At 69.9% G+C, this 25,822-nt stretch carries 20 protein-coding genes; 13 read left to right on the top strand and 7 right to left on the bottom strand.

Going from position 1 to position 25,822, the window contains the following annotated elements:
- Window positions 1-2: 2 nt before the first annotated feature.
- Window positions 3-593: an alpha/beta hydrolase family protein gene (locus QMG86_RS30200; protein ID WP_281876221.1), complete on the bottom strand. Its 591-nt coding sequence runs from the start codon at window positions 591-593 to the stop codon at window positions 3-5.
- A 630-nt stretch (window positions 594-1,223) separates the two neighbouring features.
- Here QMG86_RS30200 and QMG86_RS30205 point away from each other — a divergent pair.
- From QMG86_RS30205 to QMG86_RS30215, 3 genes are all read left to right on the top strand, one after another.
- Window positions 1,224-3,059: an acyl-CoA dehydrogenase gene (locus QMG86_RS30205; protein WP_281876222.1), complete on the top strand. Its 1,836-nt coding sequence runs from the start codon at window positions 1,224-1,226 to the stop codon at window positions 3,057-3,059.
- 256 nt (window positions 3,060-3,315) lie between these two features.
- Window positions 3,316-4,068, top strand: a complete 753-nt coding sequence (locus tag QMG86_RS30210; protein ID WP_281876223.1) for a helix-turn-helix domain-containing protein — start codon at window positions 3,316-3,318, stop codon at window positions 4,066-4,068.
- Between the two features lie 37 nt (window positions 4,069-4,105).
- Window positions 4,106-5,191: a glycoside hydrolase family 183 protein gene (locus tag QMG86_RS30215; protein ID WP_281876224.1), complete on the top strand. Its 1,086-nt coding sequence runs from the start codon at window positions 4,106-4,108 to the stop codon at window positions 5,189-5,191.
- A 65-nt stretch (window positions 5,192-5,256) separates the two neighbouring features.
- Here QMG86_RS30215 and QMG86_RS30220 read toward each other — a convergent pair whose 3' ends face one another.
- Window positions 5,257-7,155 carry a VanW family protein gene (locus QMG86_RS30220; protein ID WP_434086129.1) on the bottom strand — a complete coding sequence of 633 codons (1,899 nt, stop codon included), beginning with the start codon at window positions 7,153-7,155 and terminating at the stop codon, window positions 5,257-5,259.
- A 311-nt stretch (window positions 7,156-7,466) separates the two neighbouring features.
- Between QMG86_RS30220 and gnd the strand changes: the two genes are divergently transcribed.
- Window positions 7,467-8,495, top strand: coding sequence for a phosphogluconate dehydrogenase (NAD(+)-dependent, decarboxylating) (gene gnd / locus QMG86_RS30225; RefSeq protein ID WP_281881197.1), 1,029 nt, complete (start codon window positions 7,467-7,469; stop codon window positions 8,493-8,495).
- Window positions 8,496-8,555: 60 nt separating this feature from the next.
- Here the strand turns inward: gnd and QMG86_RS30230 are convergent, their stop codons facing one another.
- On the bottom strand, window positions 8,556-9,878 hold the full coding sequence (locus QMG86_RS30230) for an acetyl-CoA C-acetyltransferase (RefSeq protein WP_281876226.1): 1,323 nt from the start codon (window positions 9,876-9,878) through the stop codon (window positions 8,556-8,558).
- A gap of 211 nt (window positions 9,879-10,089) precedes the next feature.
- Here QMG86_RS30230 and QMG86_RS30235 point away from each other — a divergent pair, with 211 nt between their 5' ends.
- Both QMG86_RS30235 and QMG86_RS30240 read left to right on the top strand, forming a co-directional pair.
- Window positions 10,090-11,448: a 3-oxoacyl-ACP reductase gene (locus QMG86_RS30235; RefSeq protein ID WP_159846233.1), complete on the top strand. Its 1,359-nt coding sequence runs from the start codon at window positions 10,090-10,092 to the stop codon at window positions 11,446-11,448.
- Complete coding sequence (locus QMG86_RS30240) at window positions 11,448-12,335, top strand: MaoC family dehydratase (RefSeq protein WP_281876227.1); 888 nt, start codon at window positions 11,448-11,450, stop codon at window positions 12,333-12,335. Before QMG86_RS30235 ends, QMG86_RS30240 begins: the two co-directional genes overlap by 1 nt.
- Window positions 12,336-12,453: 118 nt before the next feature.
- Here the strand turns inward: QMG86_RS30240 and QMG86_RS30245 are convergent, their stop codons facing one another.
- The 3 genes from QMG86_RS30245 to QMG86_RS30255 all read right to left on the bottom strand — a co-directional run bounded on the left by QMG86_RS30245 (window position 12,454) and on the right by QMG86_RS30255 (window position 15,674).
- Window positions 12,454-13,704 carry a DUF5685 family protein gene (locus QMG86_RS30245; RefSeq protein WP_281876228.1) on the bottom strand — a complete coding sequence of 417 codons (1,251 nt, stop codon included), beginning with the start codon at window positions 13,702-13,704 and terminating at the stop codon, window positions 12,454-12,456.
- Window positions 13,705-13,814: 110 nt separating this feature from the next.
- Window positions 13,815-14,414, bottom strand: coding sequence for a TetR/AcrR family transcriptional regulator (locus tag QMG86_RS30250; protein WP_039802917.1), 600 nt, complete (start codon window positions 14,412-14,414; stop codon window positions 13,815-13,817).
- Window positions 14,415-14,513: 99 nt separating this feature from the next.
- Complete coding sequence (locus QMG86_RS30255) at window positions 14,514-15,674, bottom strand: glycoside hydrolase family 3 N-terminal domain-containing protein (protein WP_281876230.1); 1,161 nt, start codon at window positions 15,672-15,674, stop codon at window positions 14,514-14,516.
- Window positions 15,675-16,311: 637 nt separating this feature from the next.
- On the opposite strand from QMG86_RS30255, the gene QMG86_RS30260 reads away from it, so the two are divergent.
- From QMG86_RS30260 to QMG86_RS30290, 7 genes are all read left to right on the top strand, one after another.
- Entirely contained in the window at window positions 16,312-16,716 is a 405-nt protein-coding gene (locus QMG86_RS30260; RefSeq protein ID WP_281876231.1) for a hypothetical protein, read from the top strand.
- 4 nt (window positions 16,717-16,720) lie between these two features.
- Window positions 16,721-17,308, top strand: a complete 588-nt coding sequence (locus tag QMG86_RS30265) for a hypothetical protein (protein ID WP_281876233.1) — start codon at window positions 16,721-16,723, stop codon at window positions 17,306-17,308.
- Window positions 17,309-17,524: 216 nt separating this feature from the next.
- Window positions 17,525-17,998 (top strand): universal stress protein, encoded by a 474-nt coding sequence (locus QMG86_RS30270; protein ID WP_281876235.1) that lies wholly within the window; start codon window positions 17,525-17,527, stop codon window positions 17,996-17,998.
- A gap of 67 nt (window positions 17,999-18,065) precedes the next feature.
- A complete protein-coding gene (locus tag QMG86_RS30275) occupies window positions 18,066-19,160 on the top strand; it encodes an isochorismate synthase (protein ID WP_281876237.1) in 1,095 nt (364 codons plus the stop codon).
- 136 nt (window positions 19,161-19,296) lie between these two features.
- The gene (locus tag QMG86_RS30280; protein ID WP_083864100.1) at window positions 19,297-19,467 is read left to right on the top strand and encodes a DUF2613 domain-containing protein; all 171 of its coding nucleotides are present in this window, start codon (window positions 19,297-19,299) and stop codon (window positions 19,465-19,467) included.
- Complete coding sequence (locus QMG86_RS30285) at window positions 19,448-23,809, top strand: alpha-(1->3)-arabinofuranosyltransferase (RefSeq protein WP_434086130.1); 4,362 nt, start codon at window positions 19,448-19,450, stop codon at window positions 23,807-23,809. The genes QMG86_RS30280 and QMG86_RS30285 overlap by 20 nt, the downstream gene beginning before the upstream one ends.
- 109 nt (window positions 23,810-23,918) lie before the next feature.
- Window positions 23,919-24,419 (top strand): DinB family protein, encoded by a 501-nt coding sequence (locus QMG86_RS30290; protein WP_434085476.1) that lies wholly within the window; start codon window positions 23,919-23,921, stop codon window positions 24,417-24,419.
- Between the two features lie 15 nt (window positions 24,420-24,434).
- On the opposite strand, the gene QMG86_RS30295 is transcribed toward QMG86_RS30290, so the two are convergent.
- Window positions 24,435-25,619: an acyltransferase family protein gene (locus QMG86_RS30295; RefSeq protein WP_281876238.1), complete on the bottom strand. Its 1,185-nt coding sequence runs from the start codon at window positions 25,617-25,619 to the stop codon at window positions 24,435-24,437.
- Between the last annotated feature and the right edge of the window lie 203 nt (window positions 25,620-25,822).

A 25,822-nucleotide genomic window follows, 5' to 3' on the forward strand; every position in this document is an offset into this window, starting at 1 on the left:
ATTCAGGACCAGCGCTCCAGCCAGGGGGTGACGGTCTCGGCGATCAGGTCGAACCCGGCACGGAACGCGTGCGGTTGTCCCGGGATGACGCGGACCTCCGCGGCGTCGGCGGGATCGGGAATGCCGAACGGGTCGTTGGCTCCGTTGACGACCACCACCTCGATGCCGCCGGGAGCGAGTAGTTCGTCCCGGCGCGAGTTCTCCGGCTTGCCCGGCGGATGCAACGGGAACGAGAGCGCGAGCACACCTCGGGCCCGTGCCGCGACCGCCGTCCGGCAGGCGACCCGAGCCCCGTTGCTGCGCCCGCCCTGAATCAACGGAATGCGCTTGCGCCCGCGCAACTGAGCGACGACCTCCAGCCACGCCTCGTCCTGCTTGACCGCCGACCCCGGCGCCCGCCGCCCCGCCACCCGATACGGCTGCACCACCCGCGCGACCCCGCCTCCCAACCCCAGCGCGGCATCCCGCACCGCGAGCAGGTCCTTCGCCTCCACCCCACCACCCGCGCCATGCGTGAGCAGCAGCAGAAACGCGGGCCTACGCGGCTGTTCGAGCTCGACCTCAGCCGGCCCGGCACTCGTCTCGATCAGCATTGAAGTCATTCTGCCGCGCCGGTTCCACATCACCCGCGAAGCCGCACCGCCGCTGCCGACTATCGACCTGCCCAAACGCGCCGTCCGGCTCTAGATCCCTGGCCGTCACACCGTGCGGCGGAACCACCACCAGTCCGGCTCGCTCGTCTTTCGCAAGGGCCGACCGCACCGCATCCCGCCCATCGGCAGCCGAGCAGAACCGCAAGCACCGATCGACTCGAGAGCGCCCGATGCTACCTATACGAGTACCGAGGTCGGATGCCTGCACGTCGGGCACACCGCAACCCCGTCTTCCGAGCGAAGCGAGACCGAGCATCCGCCGTTCGCGGCCCGGCTCGCGTTCGAGTGGCCGCCGCGTAAGCGACGAAGGAGCAAGCGGCGGTCGCTCGAACGCGAGTCATAAGGGGGCCGCGAACACGCCGCGCGAAGGCGCGGCAAATCAAACACTGTAAAACGCGTCACATTGCCTGCTCAGCTCTTTGCGCAGTCATTACCGGCCGGTAATATGTTGCATAAGTTACCCGCGAGTAGCATGCGGAAAACCGGCACGACTACCCCGGTGGAGCGAACAACGGGCGGGAACGGCAACCATACCGACCGCACCAACTCAACGGAGAGTGAGTACTGACAATGGGTCACTACAAGAGCAACGTCCGCGACCTGGAGTTCAACCTCTTCGAGGTTCTCGGCCTCGGGTCGATCCTGGACAGCGGCGCCTACGGCGATCTCGACACGGACACCGTGAAGGAGATGCTCAACGAGGTGCGTCGCCTGGCCGAGGGTCCGCTCGGTGAGTCGTTCGCCGACGCCGACCGCAACCCGCCGGTCTTCGACCCCGAGAACCACACGGTCACACTGCCGGAGTCGTTCAAGAAGAGCTACCGCACCCTGCAGGACGGCGGCTGGGACAAGCTGGGCATCGCCGAGGAGCTCGGCGGCCTGCCGATCCCGCGCGCGGCCTACTGGGCCGTCGCCGAGCTGATCCTGGGCGCGCAGCCGGCCGCCTTCATGTACGCCGCAGGCCCCGGCTTCGCGAACATCTTCTACAACAACGCCACCGACGAGCAGAAGAAGTGGGCGCAGATCGCCGCCGAGCAGGGCTGGGGCGCCACCATGGTGCTGACCGAGCCCGACGCCGGTTCCGACGTGGGCGCCGGCCGCACCAAGGCGATCAAGCAGGAAGACGGCACCTGGCACATCGAGGGCGTCAAGCGGTTCATCACCTCCGCCGACTCCGACGACCTGTTCCCGAACATCATGCACCTGGTGCTGGCCCGCCCCGAGGGCGCCGGGCCGGGCACCAAGGGCCTGTCGCTGTTCTTCGTGCCGAAGTTCCACTTCGACCACGAGACCGGTGAGCTGGGCGAGCGCAACGGCGTCTTCGTCACCAACGTCGAGCACAAGATGGGCCTGAAGGTCTCGGCCACCTGTGAGGTCACCTTCGGCGGCCACGGCATCCCGGCCAAGGGCTGGCTGGTCGGCGAGGTGCACAACGGCATCGCGCAGATGTTCGAGGTCATCGAGCACGCCCGCATGATGGTGGGCACCAAGGCCATCGCGACCCTGTCGACCGGTTACCTGAACGCGCGGGACTACGCCAAGGAGCGGGTCCAGGGCGCCGACCTGACCAAGATGACCGACAAGGCCGCGCCCCGCGTGACCATCACCCACCACCCGGACGTCCGTCGTTCGCTGGCCACCCAGAAGGCGTACGCCGAGGGCCTGCGCGCGGTGTACCTGTACACCGCCGCCCACCAGAACGCCGATGTGGCGCAGCTGGTCTCGGGCGCGGACGCGGACCTGGCCGCGCGGGTCAACGACCTGCTGCTGCCGATCGTCAAGGGCGTCGGCTCCGAGCGGGCCTACCAGTACCTGACCGAGTCGCTGCAGACCCTGGGCGGTTCCGGCTTCCTGCAGGACTACCCGATCGAGCAGTACATCCGCGACGCGAAGATCGACTCGCTCTACGAGGGCACCACCGCCATCCAGGCGCAGGACTTCTTCTTCCGCAAGATCGCCCGTGACCGCGGCGTCGCGCTGGCCCACGTGGCCGGCCAGGTGCAGAAGTTCATCGACGCCGAGGCAGGCAACGGCCGCCTGAAGGGCGAGCGCAAGCTGCTGGCCACGGCGCTGGAGGACGTGCAGGCCATGGCCGCCACGCTCACCGGCCACCTGATGGGCGCCCAGGAGCAGCCGAGCGAGCTGTACAAGGTCGGCCTGGGTTCGGTGCGCTTCCTGCTCTCCGTCGGTGACCTGCTCATCGGCTGGCAGCTGCTGCGCCAGGCCGAGGTCGCCATCGCGGCCCTGGACAACGGCGCGACCGGCGCCGACGAGGCGTTCTACCACGGCAAGATCGCGGTCGCCCAGTTCTTCGCCCGCAACATCCTGCCGGAGCTGACCGCGACCCGCGCGGTGCTGTCCAACCTGGACAACGACATCATGGAGCTGGACGAAGCCGCGTTCTGACGCGCGCCCGCCCGCCTCGATGACGCGGTAGTCCGTCCGCAGACAGCGGCCGGACCGAGCGACGGCGAGGCAGCCGCATACGGCACGACGGCCCGGAGATCTTCTCCGGGCCGTCGTCGTCTAGATTTGTCGTTTCGTGACGTTCGATCACCGCTCGGCGCCGATTCTCTCCGGTAGATTGCGTGCTCCCGGGGGGCAACAGGAACCTCCCGCTTCACACAGCTCGACACTTGACATGTCGGCAGAGGTGCCCGAGGTGACGCGCATCGCAACTGGCATCGGCGCTTATCTGCGCGAACGACGCCTCGCCGCGGGGCTGACCGCCGCCCATCTCGCGGCGCGCGCGGGGCTCACCGAGGCCGGGCTGGACCAGATCGAAACCGGGGCGGTAGCGCCGAATCACCCACTGCTGCAGCGTCTGTTCGACGCGCTCGAGGTGCCGATCTGGTACCGCAAGCACATCGTCGCGCTGACCCAGCCGAGCTTCTTCGCGGCGGCCTACGGACCCGGCCCCGACGTGCCGACTCCGGACGACCAGGCCGACCTGCACAGCCTTCCCGACCCGGCCTGCTATCAGCGGATGCCCACGCAGGATCTGGTGGAGGCCAATTCCGCCTATCAGCGCGTGTTCCCGGGTGCGGTCGCCCGAGGGAACGTGCTGGAGTGGATGTTCCTCGACGCGGCGGCCCGGCGGGTGATGGTGGACTGGGCCGTGGAGGCGCACCTGCTCGTCGACGCCTTCCGCTTCCTGTCCCCCCTCGCGCCGCGCGAGCGCGTCGAGCAGATCGCCGAACGTTGCCGCCGCTCCCCCGATTGGGACCGCATGTGGACCACCGAAGTCAGCGCCGCGGACATCCCGCGCCGCCGATTGCGGGTGCGCGAGCTCGCCACGGGCCGGGTCCGCACGATGAGCATGCGGGTCTACAGCCCCGAACTCCCGGAACGCCCGTGGTGGCTTTTCCGGCTGGTGACGATCGGCCGAACGCCCGAGGCTCGGGCGCGGATGTAGGCGACAGCGCGACGGCGAGCGGGCAGAATGACCCAGCATGAGCCGATCGCTGTCCGCCCTCGCCCGAACCGGCGCGCTCGCCGCGGTCCTCGCGGTGGCCGCGGCCGCGCCCGCCGGAGCCGACCCGAACAACGTCATCCCGATCCCGGCCCTCAACGGCATTCACGGCCTGCCCCAACTGCCCGGACCGACCGAAGCGGTGTTCCAGGTGACCGGCATGGACAGCCCGAATCGCACGCAGAGCGTCAACGTGCTCGGCACCGACCTCGGCATCATGTGGGACGACGGCAACGGCCGGATGATCACCGCCTTCGGCGACAGCGCGGGTCTGGGCGTCCCCAATCTTCTCGCGGGCAGCATCTGGGCTTGGACCAGCAACGTGTTGTTCCGCAGTTCTTCGCACGACCCGGCCAAGGGCATCCTCTTCGACGACGTGGTCCCGAACCCGCTGCCGAGTCCCAAGATCCCGGGCATCGAGATCAGCCTGATCCCCACCGCGGGCATCGCGGTGGGCGGTGTGCAGTACATGAGCCTGATGTCGGTCCGCGAATGGGGCGACCACGGGAAGTGGAACACCAACTTCGCCACCCTGGCCGCCTCCGGTGACGGCGGCACCACCTGGACGCAACTCACCCACACCCGCCGGGCCAACGTCGACGGCCACGAGAACTTCCAGCAGAACGCCTTCCTGAAAGGAGGCGGCTACGTCTACCGCTACGGCACCCCCGCGGGCCGCAACAACCCCGGCTTCGTCTCTCGGGCTAAGGAATCCGATATCGCCAATATCGACGCCTACGAATACTGGGACGGCAAGGAGTGGAAGCCCACCGACGCCAAGACCGCGGCACCGATCGTCGGCGGCGTCGCCGAGCTCTCGGTGATGTGGAACGACTACCTCGGCCAGTACGTCATGCTGACCACGGATCCGGCCAACAGCGTCGTCCTGCGCACCGCCCCCGCGCCGGAAGGGCCGTGGAGCGAACCCCGCGTCCTGATCGACGCCCGCGCCCTCCCCACCGCCTACGCGCCCATGATCTACCCCTACCAGACCGGCCGCGATCTGTATTTCCTGGTCACGCAGCACACCCAGTACAACGTGCTGCTGATGAAGACACCGCTGTGAGAATTGCGAGAGTCCGCCCGTCCGGCGTGTGACAGGGCGGACTCTCGCTCACGGAGGTTACGTCCTCACTCGCACTTCACGACCGGGATCGGGTCGTACTTCACCGTGCGGGTCTTGCGGGAGACTTCGCGGCCCGTTTTGCGGTCGGTGATGACGCGGGTGTCGGAGATGGTGAAGCCCGGGGCGCCCTCGGAAGCGATGCAGTCCTTGCCCTTGGGCAGGGTGATGGTGTTGGGCTCGGTCGGTTTGGTCTTCTCGCCGGTGATGGATTCGACGTCGACCGTCTTGGTGCCCCACAGTCGGACGGTGATATCCGTGCTGGTCGCGACGGTTTCGATGTAGATGCCGGTGGGGGTGTTGTTGCGGAACTTCAGGTCGATCGCGCCGTCGAACACGGTGGCTTCGCGGGCGGCGGGATAGCGGGAGATGTAGTAGCTGTGCTCGGTGTGGCCCGCGTCCTCGAGGCCGGCGAAATAGGCCGCGTTGTAGAGGGTGGTGGCGAACTGGCTGATGCCGCCGCCGACCGCCGTGCTCGGGCGGCCGTGGTCGATGATGCCGGATTCGACGTAGCCCTCGGCGGTGCCCCGGGGACCGGTGAACTCGTTGAGCGAGAACGTTTCTCCCGGCTTCACGATCGCGCCGTCGACCTTCTTGGCCACCGTGCGGATGTTGACCCCGGAGGGACCGCTGAAACCGCCGGTGGTGAACGAGCCGACGGGCTCGATCACGCCGAGCCCCTGCGCGGCCTCGGTGGTCAGTTTCGGTTCGATCCGCTCGTAGACCACCTGGGCGGTCCGCTCGCCCGGCGCGACCAGCAGCGCGGTGAACTGTTCGAAGGTCTTCGGCCAGTTGATCTTGTCGCCGACCACGGCGGGCACGACCGACGGCTTGCCGCCCGACACCGCGAACGTCGCGTCCTTCGGCTCGACCTCCGTGCCGGCCAGCTGCGGCGCGAGCAGACCGATCGCGGCGTCCTGATTCACCGACACGGCCAGACCGCCCTGCCCGTCCGGGCCGAAGGCGAGGACGGACGCGATCTGCTCGGGATCGAGTTTGCCCGAGCCGCCCTTGCCCGCGAACGAGATCGGCGCGCGCACGGCGGGCTCGGCGACCTCGCGCAGGGCTTTGTCCACGGCCTCCGGGCGCACCTGCAACGGCGCGGGGACGACGGGCAGGTCCACCGTGGTCCCGGTGACCCACCGGTCGGCCAATTCCGTACGCGCGGCGGCGACGTCGAGGACCCGCCCCGGAACGGGAGGTACGGCAACAGGTCTGGCCTTGTCGAAGGTGACGGTGCCGTCGACCGAAGCCCGGTCGTGCACCCGCAACTCGGTGAGCTGACGATCCAGCGCCGGTTCGTCGATCGCGCTGACGATCGACACGTCGCGGCTGGTGACGAAGGAAGCGAGCCGGGTGAACGGATTCAGCGGCTGGGAGCCGATCCGCGACCAGGTGGCGTCCCAGTCCACGCCCAGTCCGGCAGCGCTCGGCACGATGCGGGTCTGCACGTCGCCGATGCGCAGCGGCAGCTCCCGCCCCGCCCTCGGCTCGAGTTCGGCACGCAGCCGCGCATCGGCGGCGGAGGTGTCCATGCCGCCCACCTCGACGCCCGCCACGACAGTGCCGCGCGGCACCTCGCCCGAGGACATCACCAAGTCCACCACGTAGCCGAGACCCGCGACCGCGAGCACGGCGCCGACCGCGATACCCGCCCGGCGCACGGTCGCGCTGTCCAAGCGCTTCGGCGGCGGAGTGGAGACCGGGCGACGCGCGGGCGCACGGCGGGGTGCGGGCGGCGCGGGCCGTCGCCGGGTAGTTTGCAGAGGTTGAGTGAGCTGTTCGTCGCCGCTCCAGGCGACCGACCGGTCCGATCCTTGGGGGCGCTCGGCCCCGAGGAGCTGGCGCCATCCGACTTCGCCCCCTGGCTGTGGGCCGCGTCCTCCGGTGCTCGGCTGGCTCGTCACGAACCGTCCTCCCCGTTCGATTGAATTGTGGACCCGCGCCGATGCGAGTCCCCACCAACATAGTGGTCCCCGCCGACAGCGATCGGCACAGCTCGGGCATAGCGCACATTCCGAGCGGGGAACCGGGTACACCACACAAAGAGGCCCGCGCAGTTGCCGGGTCGGGGGTCTGGCAACTGCGCGGAGCCGAACTGTTTATCGGGTCTCCGCGAGCGGCGTTACATCCGCGCGCCGAACCGTGACCGATCCCACGCGGGAGAATCGAGACGACCCCGCCGCAAGACTTCGCATACACGAGGGAGATGGATGGCATGCAGCTGGGAATGATCGGCCTCGGCCGGATGGGCGCGAACATCGTGCGTCGCGTCGTCGGGGACGGACACACCGCCGTCGGATACGAGCGTCACTCCGCGCACATCGACGAATTGCGCGCGGAGCTCGGGGACCGCTTCCGCGGGAGCACCGACCTCACCGAATTCGTCGGCATGCTCGAGACGCCGCGCGTGGTGTGGGTGATGATCCCGGCCGGCGCGACCGGGGCGGTGATCGACCAGGTCGCCGAGCTGCTCGAACCGGGCGACATCGTCATCGACGGCGGCAACAGCCGCTACCACGAGGACCTCGCGCGCGCCGAACGGTTGAAGCCCGCGGGCATTCATTACGTCGACATCGGCACCTCGGGCGGGGTGTTCGGCCTGACTCGCGGTTTCTGCCTGATGATCGGCGGCGAGTCCGAGCCGGTGAAGCACCTGGACCCGCTGCTGAAATCCATCGCGCCGGGCCTCGAGTCGGCGGAACGGACACCGGGACGCACCGGCGAGCCGTCCACGGCCGAGCTGGGTTATCTGCACTGCGGGCCGGTGGGGGCGGGCCACTTCGTGAAGATGGTGCACAACGGCATCGAGTACGGGGCGATGGCCGCCTACGCCGAAGGGTTGAACATCTTGCGGCGGGCCAACTATGGGGCCGAGCACACCGGCGAATTCTCCGCGGAGGAGACGCCGCTGGAGCATCCCGAGTACTACCAGTACGACCTGGATGTGCCCGAGATCACCGAAGTATGGCGTCGAGGGTCGGTGGTCGCGTCCTGGCTGCTCGACCTGACGGCGGCCGCCCTGCACGCGGATCCGAACCTGGATTCCTACAGCGGCCGGGTGTCCGACTCGGGCGAGGGCCGCTGGACGATCGACGCGGCCATCGACACCGGTGTGCCCGTGCCCGTGTTGTCGTCCGCCTTGTTCGCGCGCTTCTCCTCGCGGGGCGAAGCGCTGTACGCGGACAAAGTGCTCTCGGCGATGCGCAAAGCCTTCGGCGGGCACATCGAGCTCCCCGGCAAATAGGCGGCGGAAACACAAGGGCGGTCCGGCCGGAATTCCGACCGGACCGCCCTCGTGCGCGACTCAGCGCTCGAGGATGGCGACCACGCCCTGGCCGCCCGCGGCGCAGATGGAGATCAGCGCGCGGCCGGAGCCCTTCTCCGCCAGCAGCTTCGCGGTGGAGGCCACGATGCGGCCGCCGGTGGCGGCGAACGGGTGACCCGCGGCCAGCGACGAGCCGTTGACGTTCAGCTTGCTGCGATCGATCGAGCCGAGCGCGCCGTCGAGACCCAGGCGCTCCTTGCAGTAGGCGTCGGACTCCCAGGCGGCCAGGGTGGCCAGCACCACCGAGGCGAAGGCCTCGTGGATCTCGTAGTAGTCGAAGTCCTGCAAGGTCAGGCCGTTGCGGGCGAGCAGGCGCGGCACCGCGTAGGTCGGCGCCATCAGCAGACCGTCGGGGCCGTGGATGTAGTCGACCGCCGCGACCTCACTGTCGACCAGGTGGGCCAGCACCGGCAGGTTGCGCTCGGCCGCCCACTCCTCGCTGGACAGCAGCACCGCGGAGGCGCCGTCGGTCAGCGGGGTGGAGTTGCCCGCGGTCATGGTCGCGTCGCCCGCCTTGACCCCGAAGACCGGCTTCAGCGTCGCCAGCTTCTCGATCGAGGAGTTCGGCCGCAGGTTGTCGTCGCGGGTCAGGCCGAGGAACGGCGTGATCAGGTCGTCGAAGAAGCCGCGGTCGTAGGCGGCCGCCATGTTCTTGTGCGACAGGTAGGCCAGCTCGTCCTGGGCTTCGCGCGGGATGCCGAATTCCTTGGCGGTGATGGCGGCGTGCTCGCCCATGGACAAGCCGGTGCGCGGCTCGGCGTTGCGCGGGATCTCGATGCCGAGCATGCTCGGGCGCAGCTGGCCGACCAGCTTGAGACGGTCCTTGTTCGTCTTGGCGCGGTTGGCGTCGAGCATCCACTCGCGCATGCCCTCGCTCACGCCGATCGGGGCGTCGGAGGTGGTGTCGGTGCCGCCGCCCACGCCCGCTTCGATCCGGCCCGCCGCGATCGCGTCGCCGACGGTGACGATCGCCTGCAGGCCGGTGCCGCAGGCCAGCTGCAGGTCGTGCGCCGGGGTGTAGGGGCTGAGCTTGCTGCCGAGGACGCTCTCCCGGATCAGGCCGTGCTCGCCGACCCGCTTGAGCACCGCGCCGCCCGCGACCATGCCGAGCCGCTCGCCCTGCAGGCCGAAACGGCTGACCAGCCCGTCCAGCGCGGCGGTGAACATGTCCTGGTTGGAGGCGTGCGCGTACGCCTTGTCGGAGCGAGCGAACGGAATCCGGTTGCCGCCCACGATCGCGACCGGACGGGTGGTCTTACCGGTCTTGGCGGTGTTCTTCGCCGAACGGGCTTTGCTAGTCACTCGAGTCTCCAAGGTCTCGTGGATGGGTGTCCCGGCGGCCCGGTCGAGCGCGGACATTCCGCGCTGCTCGGCGCCCCGTCGCGGTTGTTTACATTAAACTTACTCTGGAGTAAGTTTAATGTCGACACGTACCCCCGCAAAAGTGCGCGAGCAGACCACGCCGGGGCGATACCCCAGACCCGAGAGACAGAACTCAGAAAAGGTAGGAATAGTGGCAGCCAGCAAGAGCAAGGGTGCTCCCAACCTCTATGGATCGTTCGTACACTCCGCGCCTGGCGCGTTCCTGGCCGGCAAGCTCGGCCTTCCGAAGCCGGAGACGCTGCGCCGCTACGTCAAGGGCGAGCCGCCGCTGTCCGGGCCGGTGCTGATCGGCGGCAAGGGCCGGGTCGCCGAGCCGGTGCGCGCCCTGCTGTCGGACTACACCTTCGCCGACGCGCTGAGCCAGGGCACCAAGTACGGCGCCCTGGTGTTCGACGCCACCGGCATCGGCACCATCGAAGACCTCTCCCAGCTGTTCGAGTTCTTCCAGCCCGCCCTGCGCAGCCTCACCCCGTCCGGCCGGATCGTGGTCATCGGCACCACCCCGGAGCTGGCTTCCGGCGTGGACGAGCAGATCGCGCAGCGCGCGCTCGAGGGCTTCACCCGCTCGGTGGCAAAGGAACTGCTGCGCGGCTCCACCGCTCAGCTGGTCTACCTGCACCCGGAGGCGTCCGCCACGGCGACCGGCCTGGAGTCGACCCTGCGCTTCCTGCTCTCGGCCAAGTCGGCGTTCGTCGACGGCCAGGTCATCCGGGTCGGCAAGGACGACGCGAGCGCCCCCGCCGACTGGGACCGCCCGCTCGACGGCAAGGTCGCGGTGGTGACCGGCGCGGCGCGCGGCATCGGCGCGACCATCGCCGAGGTGTTCGCCCGGGACGGCGCCCAGGTGATCGTCGCCGACATCCCGGCCGCGGGCGAGGCGCTGTCGCAGACCGCCAACAAGGTGGGCGGCACCGCGCTCGCGCTCGACGTGACCGCGCCCGACGCGGCGGAGAAGCTGGCCGAGTTCGCCACCGAGCGTTTCGGCGGCATCGACATCATCGTGCACAACGCGGGCATCACCCGCGACAAGCTGCTGGCGAACATGGACGAGGGCCGGTGGAACGCGGTCATCAACGTGAATCTCGCCGCGCCGCACCGGATCACCGAGGGCCTGGTGGCCAGGGGCGCGCTGAAGGAGGGCGGCCGCGTGATCGACGTGTCCTCGATCGCGGGCATCGCGGGCAACCGCGGGCAGACCAACTACGGCGCTTCCAAGGCGGGCGTCATCGGCATGGTGAACGCCGAGGCGCCGAAGCTGGCGGAGAAGAACATCACCATCAACGCCGTCGCGCCCGGTTTCATCGAGACCGCCATGACCGCCGCCATCCCGTTGGCCACCCGCGAGGCCGGGCGGCTGATGAGTTCGCTGCTGCAGGGCGGCCAGACCGTGGACGTCGCCGAGACCATCGCCTACTTCGCGAGCCCGGCGTCGAACGCGGTGACCGGCAACGTCGTGCGGGTCTGCGGGCAGAGCCTGATCGGAGCATGATGACCCAGGCTCCGGCAGGCAAGGAGAAGACCCAGGTGATCAGCCTCACCGAACCGCCGAAGAACAGCCGCCTGTTCGTCAAGGCCGCGCTCGGCGCCGTGCCGCTGCTGTCGGCGCGCAAGCCGACGCTGCCGGACCGGGCGGTGCAGCTCGAGGGGCTGCGGGTCGATCCGGAACATCTGGCCGCCTACTGCCGCGCGACCGGTCTGCGGTTCGGCGACGCGCTCCCGCTGACCTATCCGTTCATCCTCACCTTCCCACTGGCCATGCAGCTGGTGGTGGCGCGGGACTTCCCGTTCGTCGCGGTGGGCGCGGTGCACGCGCAGAACGTCATCGAGCGCAGCCGGGAGATCTCGGTGAGCGAGCCGTTGGACATTCGCACGCACATCGAGAATCTGCGTGAGCACCCCAAGGGTCTGCTCGTGGACGCGATCAGCGACATCAAGGTGGGCCGGGAGCAGGTCTGGCACCAGGTGACCACGTTCCTGCACCAGCAGCGCACCTCGCTGTCGGGCGGGCCGAAGCAGGAGCCGAAGCCGGACGAGGTTCCGCCGCCGCCGCTGCGCACGCTGCGGGTGGATCAGAAGACGATCACCCGGTACGCGGCCGCGTCGGGCGACCACAACCCGATCCATACGTCGGCGCTGGGCGCCAAGGCATTCGGCTTCCCACGGTCGATCGCCCACGGCATGTGGTCGGCGGCGACCGTTCTCGGCGCGGTCGAGGGCCGCATTCCGGAGCAGACCACCTACTCGGCCAAGTTCGGAAAGCCGATCCTGCTGCCCTCCACCGTCAACCTGTATGCCGATCAGGCCGAAGGCGGGTGGGATCTGGCGCTGCGCCACCCGAAGAAGGGATACCCGCATCTGACGGCGACCCTGCGCTGAGCGGAACCGGAGCCGCACCCGATTCGCGAATCGGGTGCGGCTTCGTGCTTGGCGGGATCGGCTGGGGCCGCCTCCGTTACACATCCGCGCGGCCGGCTCGCCGCCGCGCGTCTTCGAATCAGCAGTCGCACCCGCAGTCGCAGCAGTTGCAGTCCCCGCAATTGCAGCAGCCGCAATCACATTCGCCGCAGTCGCTGCAGTCGCAGTTCTTGATCCACGCGTCCTTGCGTTCGCCAGTGCACGGTTGCGTGTGGTCGGCGCAGCACGCGTAGCCGGTGCAGTAACCGCCCACGATGAGCGCGAGGGATTCGCCCACTCCCGGCCGCCGGGTCGGCGGGCGGTGCCCGGTGCGCGCGTGGACGGCGACCCCGGCGCGGGAAGCCCCTTCGGACGACACCGAGCACGTGTGCGCGGCAAGCGTTCCCAGCCCGCCGCCGAGCCGCCGCAGCACCGCGGTCAGTGGGTCGAGCAGCATCCAGCGCACGGTGGGCACGCTGCTGAGTTCGGCCGCCGCGACGGCCGCGCGCAGGCGCGAATTCGACTGCCGCAGCAGATCGTAGGCCTCGGGAACGGTCGTGCCCGTGGCGGCGAGCGGGTTGAAGCGATCGTGGGCCGCGTCGTCGTCGTAGTCGGCGACCGCGTCGGCCAGATGCGCGATCCGGCCGAACTGCCACCCCGCCGCACGCAACGCCTCGATATTGTCCCGACGGTCGGCCAGCACGGCGGTGTGGGCGAAGAACGCCGACGCGCACAGCTGAGTGGGCGCGGTCAAGCGGTCCAGCGGATCGGACGACTCCGCCATCGCCGCGTGCCAATACGGTGACGCGGCAAGGGCTTCCGGCACCGATCTCGCGACCGGACCCGAGCCCCTCACGGCGGCAAGCTCTTTCGCCTCCCGCTCCAAGCCGACCTGCGCGTCGAGCGCGGCGACGAGCGGCTCGACGTCCAGGCCGATCCGCGCCGCGCCGGCGCGAGCCTCGCCGTGCCAGCGCGTCGCGGCTTTCGCCAGCGGCCCGCGCGCGAGCGCGGAGACGTCACCGTCGTCCACGTGATCGCGAATCTTGGCCGCCGCCAACAGCAACGATGCCGTGGTGGCGAGTTGCACACCGGGCGAGTCGGCGGTGACCACCGACGCGCGGCGCATGCCGCGCAGCGCGCACGGCGCCGCGGTGGTGCGGGCCACAGCACCGGACTGCGCCTCGGTGAGCATGCTCAGCACCAGCGCGTCCTTGTTGGTGGTGGCGCGGGCGAACTGACCGTGCCCGTCCCGCAGCCCGAGACACAAACCGCACAGATGCGCCCGCCATTCGGCCGCATCGATTCCATACTTCTGAGCGCCGTGCGCACACGGCCTGAGCAACCCGAACACTTCCGCCCCGTTTCTCTCCGGCTCGCCGAAGGAGCCGGTCCGCGCTGTGCGAACTCACGCACTGTGGCAGGAGGGCGGCGCGGAAGCAACCGGTTCGGGCAATAGGCGGGCTACTCGGTCTTCTTCCGTCCGGCGAGACCTCGCCAGGCCAGATCGTCGAGCAGATCGACGGCCTCGGCGACCTCGATCCGCCCGCTGGCCAGCCGGTCGGCGATGGCCTCGCCCGCGCCGATCACGGCGACCGCGACGACGTCGAAATTGGTGCCCGGCTCGGCGTGCTTCGCGCTGGACTCCAGGAGTTTGGCGGTCAGCTCGATGACGCGTTCGCGCGCGTTCTCGATCTCCGAGGCGAATGCCTGCTGGCCGATGGCCTGCCGGTAGAGCACCTGCCAGGAGCGGCGGTTGCGATCGACGAAGCCGAGGAAGCCCTCCAGCGCGGTGCGTACCTGCTCGTGCGGCGTGAGCAAGGGGTTCCCCGCGGGTGCGACGGATTCGATGAAGCGCATCCCCTCCCGCTGGATGCAGGCGCGGAACAGTTCGTCCTTGGATCCGTAGTACAGATACAGCATCGGCTTCGAGATCTTCGCCTCGGCGGCGATCGCGTCCATCGACGTGTCGTGGAAGCCTTTACGCGAGAAGACCTCCACGGCGGCGTCGAGCATCTGCTGCTCGCGTACCGCCCGCGGAAGCCGCTTCGTACCGCCCGCCATCCACACTCCTACCACAGGTTAATCTCATATATTACTCCAAGGTAAGTTCCGGCGGTCCGATTTGCTCACCAGTCGCCCGACTCCGCCGTGCGGCGCGCCTCAGCAGCGCGGCAACGCACCCTTGTAAGCCGCCACCCGCAACACCGACGCATCCACCTGCGCCATCGGCAGTCGTCCAGCCGACACCGCCTGCTCCAGCCGGTCCAGCACCTGCGGCACCGCGTCGGTGGTGATCCACAGGGCATTGTCCGCGCCGGCGACCAGTGCGGCTTCGACGGCGTCCGCGATCGACATCCGGCTGGTGATCGCCGCCATGCCGCCGAGATCGTCGGTGAAGATCACCCCGGAGAACGGCGCGGCGCCGTATCCGGTGCCGTCCCGCAGCAACCGCATCGCTTCCGGGCTGATGCTGGCCGGAACGTCCGGGGTGGTCAGCCCGGGCACGTCCAGGTGACCCACCATCACGCCCGCGCCCGAGCCGATCAGGTTGCGGAACGGCACCAGATCCACGTTCTGCATCTGATCCAGCGGCGGGGTGCGCACCGCTCCGGTGTGCGAGTCGCCCGAACCGGATCCGTGCCCGGGGAAGTGCTTCATCACCGTGCCGACGCCGACCTCGCGCATGGCGCGGATGTAGGCGTCCGCGTAGCGGGTGACCACGTCCGGATCGTCGGAGAAGGAGCGGTCGCCGATGACCGAGTCGTCCGGCTGGGAGCTGACGTCCACGTCGGGAGCGAAGTCCACCGTCACGCCGAGATCCTTCAGCGCGCGGCCCCTGGTCAGCGTCGCGTCGTAGAACTGCTCGGGGGTCATGGTCTGCGCCGTCTCCCGCGCCGAGGGCGCCGCGCCGATCAGGTCGCGCACCCGCGAGACGCGGCCGCCCTCCTCATCGATGGTCACCATCAGCGGCACCTTGGCCGCCTGCTTCACCTGCGCGATCTGGCCGGAGGCGAGCAGCGCCTGGTCGGTCCATCCGCCCACGAAGATGCCGCCGATCTGCTCGTTTCGCACGACGTTCGTCGCGTCGTCGGCGCCGGTGACGCCGACCGTCAGCAACTGCGCGAGCTTCTCGCGGGTGGTGAACTGCCCGAGGTACCCCGCGTTGCAGTCCGGCGGCGCCGCGCTGGTCGCGGGGATCACGGCGGTGGTCGCTTCCCGCGTGGTGGTGCTCGACGACGCCGATTCGGTGGAGCCGCCGTTCGAGCAGGCGGTCGCGACGGCGGCGAGAACGGCGAGGACGAGCAGGGGCGTCTTCCGCATAGAGGTCAACCGTACTCGTCGCGACGTGCGCGACCGCACTCGCTACGTCACTACCGAGCAGGTAACTCACGCGCCGATATCGAATCGTTGCCCCGCGCGGGCCGTACCGGGACCCGGGAGCAACGACCAGAAATCGGGCGCTGACGATCTATGACAGATGGCGGCCCACCATCTGCCATTGTGCGGGCGCGGCTGGTTGCCCCGGATCGCAGGGCGCGGACATAGCACTGATCGACATGCGACAACCGGTCACGCGGGCGCCGGCGGCCTTCGCCGGCGGTCGTACCAGGCTGCGGAGTTGCCGCAGGCCGGGCCGCGCGGGGCGGGCCGTTTCCAGGAAGCACGTCCGGCGGGCAGTGGTGTGCGAGCCGATTTCGGAGCCGTCTACGCGGGGATGCATGACACATAAATCATGTTGCGGCGGAACCGATCCGGGTCTGGGTGCGTCCAATGAATCGACTGCCTTTATTTCGCAGGCCGGGGGGTGTCTCGTGCTCGGGGTGACACAGAACCGGTGCCGGGTGGGCAAGTCGATTCGTGTTTCGACGAAAGAGGGGGATATCCGATCAAGGTCCGCAACGATCCATCAGCTGCGCCGACGAGCCGAGTCGGTCGAACGCTCATCTTCACAGCGACCTTGACGATCGCTGTGATCACGAGCGCGCTGGCCTCCGGTTCCGCACAAGCCTCGTATCAGCCATGCACCAACTACAGGGTCACCACCCAATGGGGGAGAGTCGAAGTCGACACCAGGCCGAGGGACGGGGACCCCATCGGCAACATCGCATGGGCCATGTTCCTCAACAACATCGCCGATATACCCGGCAGGTACGACTACCAGATATTGGTCAACGGCAGGGCTATCGAGACGGATAACAGGTTCAAGGACGACAACTTTCACATGACGATCCCCCGGTATCTAGATGGGCATTACCGGTACGAGTCGGGGGACGAAATCCAGGTGATCGCTTCCCACGCCGCTGGCAAAAACCTGTATGTGACGCCAATCAACCGTTGCACTGTCCCCTACACGGCAGGATAGCTACATGAGTCAGGAGATTTCGAGGCGAGGTGCTGACCTGCTGGCGGCCGACATCGAGTCGGCTCTCGGCTTCGAGGTACACATCGACGAAACGATCCCCGAGCGTCTTCGCCGGTTGGCCGACCCACCGGGATGGCGGATCGAATTCACCGTCCCGACCTTGAGCGTCATGGTTGGCACCACCCCCGTCGAGCGCACTCCCAGCGGTGTGGCGTGCAGACTGGCCCGGGAAGTCCACGACGACGTCCTGTCCCGCAGTGGAAAGATCTGGCCCGCCGACCCCAAAGGCGGGGACCAGCCTTTGCTCCCCACTCCCGACGGGTGGCACGGGAAGGGCGGCGTCATCCCGTACGGGCAGGTCAAGACGGCGAAGGAGCCTGATCCGAGTCTCGACGGTGTGGTGCGGTGGTGGCTGCCCGACACCTACGACGGACTCATCGCCAGCCGCTCCGGCGACGTGTGGTTCTCCCTCTGGCAATACCAGGGCGACGAACAACTGATCACGCCGGGCATGCCGGTGACATGGGTCATCGGCGAAGGTCGGCACGGAAACTACAGCAAGGCAAGCGAAGTCCGGCCGGTCGAGCCGTAGCCCGGACGGCTCACCTATCCGGCCCCGCACTCCTGAAGCCGTCGGGCAGTGTGATGTACCGGCGTGTTCGGCCGGTATGCCGCCGCCGACGGCGCGGGAGGGAGGGGTCGGCCGCGCTGACGTTTGCGCAGGTCATACCGAGGAAAACGGCGGTTCGCCCGGGCCTGCGCGGGGTAATCTCGGGGTATCGCCGTGCGTCCTTCTCAGGAGGTCATCGTGCCCTGCGATCTGATGCTCATCGCCTACGACGGCTCCGAGAACGCCAAGCGCGCCATCATCTACGCCGGCCGGTTTCTCAGCGCCGACCGTGCCGTCGTGCTGACCGCCTGGGAGCCCATGGTGCGGCAGGCCGCTCGCCTGTCCGGGTTGTCGGGTGTCATGCAACCGGAATGGGTGCCGGACGACGAGATCGAGGACATCGCCTTCGTCGACGCGCGCGCCACCAATGCCGAGGGCGTGCGGCTGGCCGAGCTGGCGGGCCTGAACGCCGAGGCGCGCACCGCCGAATGCACCACCACCATCTGGAACGCCATCGTGGACTGCGCCGACGAACTGGACGTCGACATCATCGTGGCGGGCACCCGGGGCGCGACCGGCATCCGCGCGCTGCTGCACAGCAGCGTCGCCGACGCCGTCCTCAAGCATTGCCACCGTCCCGTCCTGCTCGTCCCGCCCGGCAAGGAAACCTGAGTCGCGCACCGTGAGACGTGGATCGCTCCACCGCGTCGGGGCGTCGCACCGGGGCTAGGTTGGGGTCATGGATGGGTTCCTGCTTGCTCGGGCCGACGGGGTTGTTCGGGGTCATGGGAGCCGAGCCCGCTTCGATGACGCGCGCCTGGCGCAGGCGGCGTTGCGCGCGGGTCGCGCGCCGCTGGTGGTCGGCGCGCTGCCGTTCGATCCCCGCGAGCCCGCCGCGCTGAGCGTGCCGGAGCGCGCGGTGCACACCGCGGGTCCATGGCGGCCCGCCGCACTGCCCGACCTGCCCGCGGTGCGGGTGGTGACCGAGATACCCAGCCCCGCCGAGCACGTGGCGCGGGTGACGAAACTGGTCGAGCAGCTGAACGATCCCGCGCAACCCCTGCGCAAGGTGGTCGCGGCGCGGTCGGTGCTGGCCGAGGCGCAGGCCGCGCTCGACCCGGAAGTCGTCGCCGGACACCTGCTGACCAGGCATCCGCACGCGAACGTCTTCGCGGTCGACCTCACTGCGGCCGGGCGACCCGGCGCGACGCTGGTGGGCGCGACGCCCGAAGTGCTGATCGCCCGGCAGGGCGACCTGGTGACGCTGCGCCCGCTGGCGGGCACCGCGCCGCGGCGGGCCGACCCGGAGGCCGATGCCGCGCAGGCCCGGGAATTGCTGGCCAGTACCAAGAACCGCGATGAGCACGCGTTCGTCATCGACTGGATCCGGGAGCGGCTCGGGCCGGTCTGCGCCGAGCTGTCGATCCCGCGGAGCCCGGAGCTGGTCAGCACCCACGAGGTGTGGCACCTGGCGACGCCGATCACCGGACGCCTGCGCGACCCCGCGATCACCGCGCTCGACCTGGCGCTCCTGCTGCACCCCACGCCCGCGGTCTGCGGCACACCCACCGAGCCGGCCTTGGAGACCATCACGCGGATCGAGGACGACCGCGGGTTCTACGGAGGCGCCGTCGGCTGGTGTGACGCGGAGGGCGACGGCGCCTGGGTGGTCGCCATCCGCTGCGCGGAGCTCTCGCCCGACGGCCGGACGGTGCGGGCGTACGCGGGCGGCGGCATCGTCGCGGCCTCCGACCCGCAGGCGGAACTCGACGAGACCACCGCGAAATTGCGCACCCTGCTCGGCGCGCTGCACTGCGCTCTCCCTACCCAGTGACGCGTCCGTTTCCGGGTCATCGCCGCGTGCTCGGCGGCGATCCGGGGAAGAATCCGCGGCCTGAACGCATACAAATACCGGACGTCCTGCTAGGTTGGCCGGGAACGTGCCTGCATCGACGTATTGGAGTGCCGCGATGAAGTTTGCTGTCCCGGGTGTTGCGAGTGCTGTCGCGGGCGCCGTGCTGGGCGTGCTCAGCGTCTTCCTCATCACCCTCGCGGTCCAGCAGAACTCGCGGCCGGAGATCGATCGCAGCGGCGACAAGGACTCCTCGCTGCTGAACAACGTTGAGTACGGCAGCCGCTGACCCGCTGACCTCCGCTTCACCCGCCGACTCGCTCGGATCGTCCGCGGCGCCGGGGCAGCACAGCACCGCACCGCTGGGCAGACGTTGGTTCGCCGCGACCGTCGTCGTGGCGTTCCTGCTCACCTTCGTGCAGGCGCCCGGACTCACGGTCGCCGACACGAAATACGACCTGGCGCAGAATCCGCTCGGCTTCCTCGAACGCGCGAGCCATCTGTGGAGCAGCCAGGCGCCGATGGGCCAGGTGCAGAACCAGGCCTACGGTTATTTCTTCCCACACGGCGCGTTCTTCTCGCTCGGCCATCTGCTGGGCGTGCCCGCCTGGATGACGCAACGGATCTGGTGGGCACTGCTGCTGCTCGCCGGATTCTGGGGAATCGTTCGCCTGTGCGAGGCGCTGGGCATCGGCACGCGGGGGTCGCGCGTCGTCGCCGCGCTCGCGTTCGCCCTGTCGCCGCGGGTCCTGACCACCGTCGGGTCGATCTCCTCGGAGACGCTGCCGATGATGCTGGCGCCGTGGGTGCTGCTCGCGCCCGCCGCGCTCGGCGTCGCCGGGCACGCCCGGCGACGGGGCGGGGCCGCATCGCCCGCGGGCAGTGCCCTGGCGCTCGCGCTGATGGGCTCGGTCAACGCGGTCGCGACGGTGGCCGCATTCCTGCCCGCGCTGCTGTGGTGGGGCTCCTATCGGCCGGACCGCAGGTGGTGGCGCTTCACCGCGGCCTGGATTCCGCTGCTGGTGCTGGCCACGTTCTGGTGGGCGGTGCCGCTGCTGCTGCTCGGCAAGGTGAGCCCGCCGTTCCTGGACTACATCGAGTCGTCGGGGGTGACCACGCAGTGGGCCTCGCTCGGCGAGGTGCTGCGCGGCACCGACAGCTGGACGCCGTTCGTCTCGCCGGAACGCATCGCGGGCGCGGTGCTGGTGACCCAGCCCGCCGCGGTGCTCGCGACCGGGCTGGTGGCGGCGGCGGGTATGGCGGGCCTGGCCCTGCGGTCCATGCCGTACCGGGGCAGGCTCGTGCTGATCCTGTGCGTCGGGCTGGTCGGCATCTGCGCCGGGTTCGTCGGTGAGCTGGGCGGACCGTTCGCGGAGTCGGTGCGCGTCTTCCTGGACTCCGACGGCGCCCCTCTGCGCAACGTGCACAAGCTGGAGCCGCTGATCCGCATCCCGCTCGTGCTGGGGCTGGCGCAACTGCTCGCGCGGGTTCCGCTGCCCGCGTCCGTGCCGTGGAAGGTCTGGCGCGGCGCGTTCGCGCACCCGGAGCGCGACCGCGCGGTCGCCGTCGCGGCGCTGATCCTGACCGCGCTGGCCCTGTCCACCTCGCTGGCCTGGACCGGCAAGCTCGCGCCGCGTGGCGCCTACGACCGGGTGCCCGAGTACTGGCAGCAGACCGCGGAGTGGCTGAAGGACAATGCCGCCGACACCCGCGCCCTGGTCGTGCCGGGCGCGCCCTTCGGCAGCCAGGTCTGGGGCCTCACGCGCGACGAACCGCTGCAAGCGCTGGCCGAGACGCCGTGGGCGATCCGCGACGCGGTGCCGCTGAATCCGCCCGGCACCATTCGCGCGATGGACTCCGTGCAGCGGCTCATCGCCGACGGCAGACCGTCGGCGGGGCTGGCCGCGACGCTGAGCGCGCAGGGCATCGGCGTCGTCGTCCTGCGCAACGACCTCGATCCGGAGACCTCGCGCTCGACCCGGCCGATGCTGGCCCACCAGGCGCTCGACGGATCGCCCGGCCTGCGCAAGGTGGCCGAGTTCGGCAACCCGATCGAATCGGTGGTGATCGCCGACGGCCTGGTCGCCGACGGTGACCTGCGCCCGCCGTATCGGGCGGTCGAGATCTACCGGGTGGACGCACCGGGACCGGGAACGCCCGCCGAGGTTCGCGGCGGCACCGGCGCGCCGAAGGCGTTCCCCGGCGCGTACACCGTCCCGCTCGGCGAAGTCCCGGTGGTGCAGGGCGGACCCGAGGTATTGGAGCGGATGCGCCGCGATCCCGGCCCGGCCCGCACGCCCGCGCTGCTCGCCGCCGACGCGACCAGGGCCGGGCTGCCGCTAGGTCCGGTGACCGTCACGGACATGCCGATGGATCGCGAAGCCGATTTCGGCCGGGTGGACAACCACAACTCGGCTCTGCGTGCCCCCGACGACGCTCGCCGCACCTTCAACCTGGTGCCCGACTATCCGGTGCCCGGCGCCGAGTTGGTGCGCGGCGAATGGTCCGGCGCCACGATCACCGCGTCGAGTTCGGCCGCGGACGCCACCCAGCTCGGCGGCTCCGCGCCGGGCAGTTCGACCGCGGCCGTCGTGGACGGCGATCCGGCCACCGCGTGGATCAGCAACGGCACCGAGCACGCGCTCGGGCAGTGGCTGCGGCTCGATCTCGACCGTCCGATCCAAGCCGGGCAGCTGAACCTGACCACGAGTTCGGCCGCCATCGGCGACCCGGTCAAATGGATCGAGGTGCGCACCGCGAACGGCACCGTCTCGGTCCGGGTGTCCGAACCCGGTGCGCCGGTTTCGGTCTCGCTTCCCGCCGGCCGCACCGAATGGCTGACCATCACCGCCATTCGCACCGAGAACGGTTCCGGTGGAGGGCAATTCGGTATCAGCGAACTCGCGCTGGACGACTATTCGATACGGAACGCGCCGGTCCGCGTCGACATCCGCCACCGCACCGTGGTGCCGTCCGCTCCGGCGGGCGCGCAGCTGAGCGGCTGGGATCTCGGTCAGGAATTCCCTGGCCGCAGCGCCTGTTTCGACGCGCCCGACCGGGTGCGTTGCAGCAAAGGTCTCGCCTTGGCGCCGGAGGAACCCGGTACGTATCAGCGCACGCTGACCGTCCCGGAACCGATGTCGGTCGCCCCGGAGCTGACCGTCCGCACCAGGCAGGGCCCGGCCTTGGAGGCGCTGCTCACCGACCACGCCCGGCCGGTGGCGCGGGGCAAGGCCGACGTCGGCGACTTGCGGGGGGCCGCTTTCGCCGCGACCGACGGCGATCCGCGCACCAGCTGGACCGCGCCGGAGAACTCGGTCCGCGAACCGACCGGCGGCAGGCCGACGCTCACCCTCGAGCTGCCCGAGCCCACCCTGGTGACCGGCCTCGAGTTGACCCCATCCCTCGGCGGCCTGCCCGCGGCGCCCACCTCGGTGACGGTGAACCTGGGTGACGGTCCGCAGGTGCGGGAGCTGGACGACGACGGACCGGGCACGCCCACACGGATCTCCCTGCACCCCACCGTGACCGACCGCATCGAACTCAGCATGCGCACGTGGCGGCCGGTGCTGGACAAGACCGCGCTCGGCTTCGTGCAGACCCAGCCGCCCGGCCTGGCGGAGGTGACGGTGCTGGGGCCGGACTATCCCGCGGCGGCTCCGCTGGACCGCGAGCTCACCGTCCCGTGCGAGCTGGGGCCGACGATCGACGCGGGCGGGCGGACCCTGCGCACCACGGTCACCGCCACCGTCGGCGAATTGCGCTCCGGCGCACCCGTTCCCGCCCGGGTCTGCGCCGACGACGCGACCGGGGCGCCTGGCGAGCTCGCGTTGCCGGAGGGCCGGGCCGACGTGGCGGTCGGGCCGACCGACCTGTTCTTCGTCGATCGGCTGCGCTTGCACCGAAGCGGGACGGAAGCCGATGCCGCGACGGGGTCGGACACGGGCACCCGGCTGCTCGTGCTGCCGTTGAGCACCAACGTCGGGTGGCGCGCGACCAGCGCGGACGGGCGGATTCTCGACCCCGTGGTGGTCGACGGCTGGCAGCAAGGCTGGCTGCTGCCCGCCGATGCCACCGGCCCGGTGACGATCGCCTTCCCGGTCGACCGGTGGTACCGCCTCGCCATCTTCGGCGGCCTGCTGCTGCTCCTGCCGCTCATAGTGCTGGCCGTCCCCCGTCGCACGCGGCCGGACGCCGCCCGGGCCGAGCCGGACGGAGCGGAGCCGGAGGGGCCCGCCGACCGGCTGGAATCGAGCGCGGCAGTGCCCGGCACCTGGGGCAGGCGCTGGATGGGCGCGGTAGGACTCACCGGGGCGGCCACCTTGATCGCCGGCCCGGTGGGCGCCGCCGGCACGGTGATCGCCTTGGCCGCGACCCGGTTCACGCCGTATGTCACCGCGCGTGTGCTCGTCGTCGTGGCTGGGGTGGGCACCACCCTCTCCGCCGCGGCCCTGTCCAAAGGCCCTTGGCGCTCACCGGACGGATATATGGGCGGATCGGTGCTGGTGCAGCTGCCCGCCCTGCTCGCGATCATCGCGGTGGGCATCGCGGCGCTGCCGTCGTCGAAACGCGCCGATCGGCCCCGAGCGAGCCGGTCCGACGACTCCCATTCCGGCGCGCCCGAGCACTGACCGCGCACCGGCCGCCCGCCCCGGCCCGCGCGGATACGCGGCGTCGCCGCTCGACTGGACGCGCATTCGCCGTGCGCCGCAAGAGCACTCGTTGCTAACGTGACCCCGCGTGAACACCTGTGCCGAATGTGGTTTCGTCTACGACTTGGCTTCGGCGGCCGACGTGCCGTCGCTGGCGCGGGAGCACGCAGTGGAATACGCCGACCTGCTCGGCGCCGACAGCGCCAAGTTACGCGAGCGCGGCAAGCCCGATGTCTGGTCGCCGCTGGAGTACGCCTGCCACGTGCGCGATGTGCTGCTGGCGCAACGCGAGCGGGTGCTGGCCGCGCGCCGTTCGGACAACCCGTCCGCCACGCCGATGGGCAGGGACGAGCGCGTCGAGCACGACGGGTACGCCGAGCAGAATCCCGCGGACGTCGCACGCCAGATCCGCGACGCCGCTCTGATGTTCGCCAACGTGCTCGAGCGCCTCGGCGACGACGACTGGGAGCGGACCCTCGGCTTCCCCTACCCGGAGCCCGCGGATCGTTCCCTGCGCTGGCTCGCGGTGCACACCCTGCACGAACTGCGCCACCACCTGCTGGACATCCACCGGCAGCTCGACGACTGAGCTCGCGGCCGCCGATCAGGGCGCGGGTTCGGGTTCGGGGCTTCGCCGCACCCGGTCCCGGCGCCGCACCCAGCGCCGCACCGGCTCCTCCACCAGTGCGTAACTGGCCGCCGCGACCGGCAGCGTGATGGCGATCGTGAGGACCAGGACGTAGCCGAAGTCCCCTTGGAACGGCAGCAGGCCGAAGACCGGGAACACGATCGACAGCACCGCGAGGTGCCAGATGAAGATCCCGTAGGACCACCGTCCGAGCGTCGCGGCCACCGGCGACTCCAGCCAGCGGTGGCCCCGCGCCGCCGGGTCCCGCAGCACCAGCGGCGAGAGCAACGCGAATCCGATGATCGCGCCGAGGCCCATCTTCACCACGTACTGCCAGGGTTCGGCTCGGGTCAACCCGGCGGGACCGGCCAGATCGGTCGCGGCGAGCAGGAAGGCAGCCCCCGCGACGGTCCACATCAGTGGCTGATTCGCGCCGACTTTCCACCAGCGTGATAGCCGGACGCTATGTTCGGCGAGCTCCGCGAGGATCATGCCCCCGGCGAACCAGGGCAGGTAGCCGGGCAGCCAGTTGTCGGCGTGGATCGCGTCGGGAGTCGGCACCGGAATCAGGTTCCAGCCGAGACTGAGCAGAGCGACGAGGAGCAGCACGGGCACTCGCCACCGCGCCGCGGGTCCGCGCAGGCGCACCAGCGCGAAGGCCAGTACGGGCAGCACCAGATAGAAGGCGACCTCCACCGCGAGACTCCACATCTGGGTGAGGCCGTCGGTGAGCGTCAGGGGCACGTATATCTGCCACAGCGCCAGGTTCGAAACCCACACCCGCAGACCCGCGGTCCCGGACGCGCCGGGCAGCAGCACCAGGACCGCGCACACCACGACCCAGTACGCGGGCAGGATGCGCGCGGCACGATGACGCAGGTAGTAGCCGACCGGCGGGGCGGTGTCGAGCCCGCGCGCGGCCGCGGCGTGCGGGCGCCACAGCAGGAACCCGGACAGTGCGAAGAACACGGCCACCGCCATGTCGAACCGACCCCACACCCGGCCGATGACCGGCGTGCCCGAGGCGCCCGTCTGGAACGCGACGTGGGTCAGCAGCACGCCGAGCGCCGCCATTCCGCGCATGCCTTCCAAGGCCGGCACGAAGGCGCGCGGGCGCACCCGTTCGGTCGCGGGGGCGGCGGTGGGCAGGGTCGCTGTCATCGGGCTCCAGTCTGCCTTGACGAATCCACAGTTGATAACCCGACGTTTCAGATTTCGCGCTAGACTCGGGCGATTTCTCGGCCGTTTCGGCCTCGACGGCGCATGGTACGACATCGGACTGTTAGTGTCGGGGCTCACGAGTGCCGCGGCATGCCCGCAGTGCTCGCCGGAGCGACCTGTGTTCTACGACGAGGAGAGTTTGC

It is taken from the genome of Nocardia sputorum, from assembly GCF_027924405.1.
GTDB lineage: Bacteria > Actinomycetota > Actinomycetes > Mycobacteriales > Mycobacteriaceae > Nocardia > Nocardia sputorum.

What these genes read in the sequence shown, in the direction of transcription:
- QMG86_RS30200 (WP_281876221.1), bottom strand. Translation starts at nt 593, where the DNA reads ATGCTGATCGAGACGAGTGCCGGGCCGGCTGAGGTCGAGCTCGAACAG.
- QMG86_RS30205 (WP_281876222.1), top strand. Translation starts at nt 1,224, where the DNA reads ATGGGTCACTACAAGAGCAACGTCCGCGACCTGGAGTTCAACCTCTTC.
- QMG86_RS30215 (WP_281876224.1), top strand. Translation starts at nt 4,106, where the DNA reads ATGAGCCGATCGCTGTCCGCCCTCGCCCGAACCGGCGCGCTCGCCGCG.
- gnd (WP_281881197.1), top strand. Translation starts at nt 7,467, where the DNA reads ATGCAGCTGGGAATGATCGGCCTCGGCCGGATGGGCGCGAACATCGTG.
- QMG86_RS30240 (WP_281876227.1), top strand. Translation starts at nt 11,448, where the DNA reads ATGACCCAGGCTCCGGCAGGCAAGGAGAAGACCCAGGTGATCAGCCTC.
- QMG86_RS30250 (WP_039802917.1), bottom strand. Translation starts at nt 14,414, where the DNA reads ATGGCGGGCGGTACGAAGCGGCTTCCGCGGGCGGTACGCGAGCAGCAG.
- QMG86_RS30255 (WP_281876230.1), bottom strand. Translation starts at nt 15,674, where the DNA reads ATGCGGAAGACGCCCCTGCTCGTCCTCGCCGTTCTCGCCGCCGTCGCG.
- QMG86_RS30265 (WP_281876233.1), top strand. Translation starts at nt 16,721, where the DNA reads ATGAGTCAGGAGATTTCGAGGCGAGGTGCTGACCTGCTGGCGGCCGAC.
- QMG86_RS30275 (WP_281876237.1), top strand. Translation starts at nt 18,066, where the DNA reads ATGGATGGGTTCCTGCTTGCTCGGGCCGACGGGGTTGTTCGGGGTCAT.
- QMG86_RS30280 (WP_083864100.1), top strand. Translation starts at nt 19,297, where the DNA reads ATGAAGTTTGCTGTCCCGGGTGTTGCGAGTGCTGTCGCGGGCGCCGTG.
- QMG86_RS30295 (WP_281876238.1), bottom strand. Translation starts at nt 25,619, where the DNA reads ATGACAGCGACCCTGCCCACCGCCGCCCCCGCGACCGAACGGGTGCGC.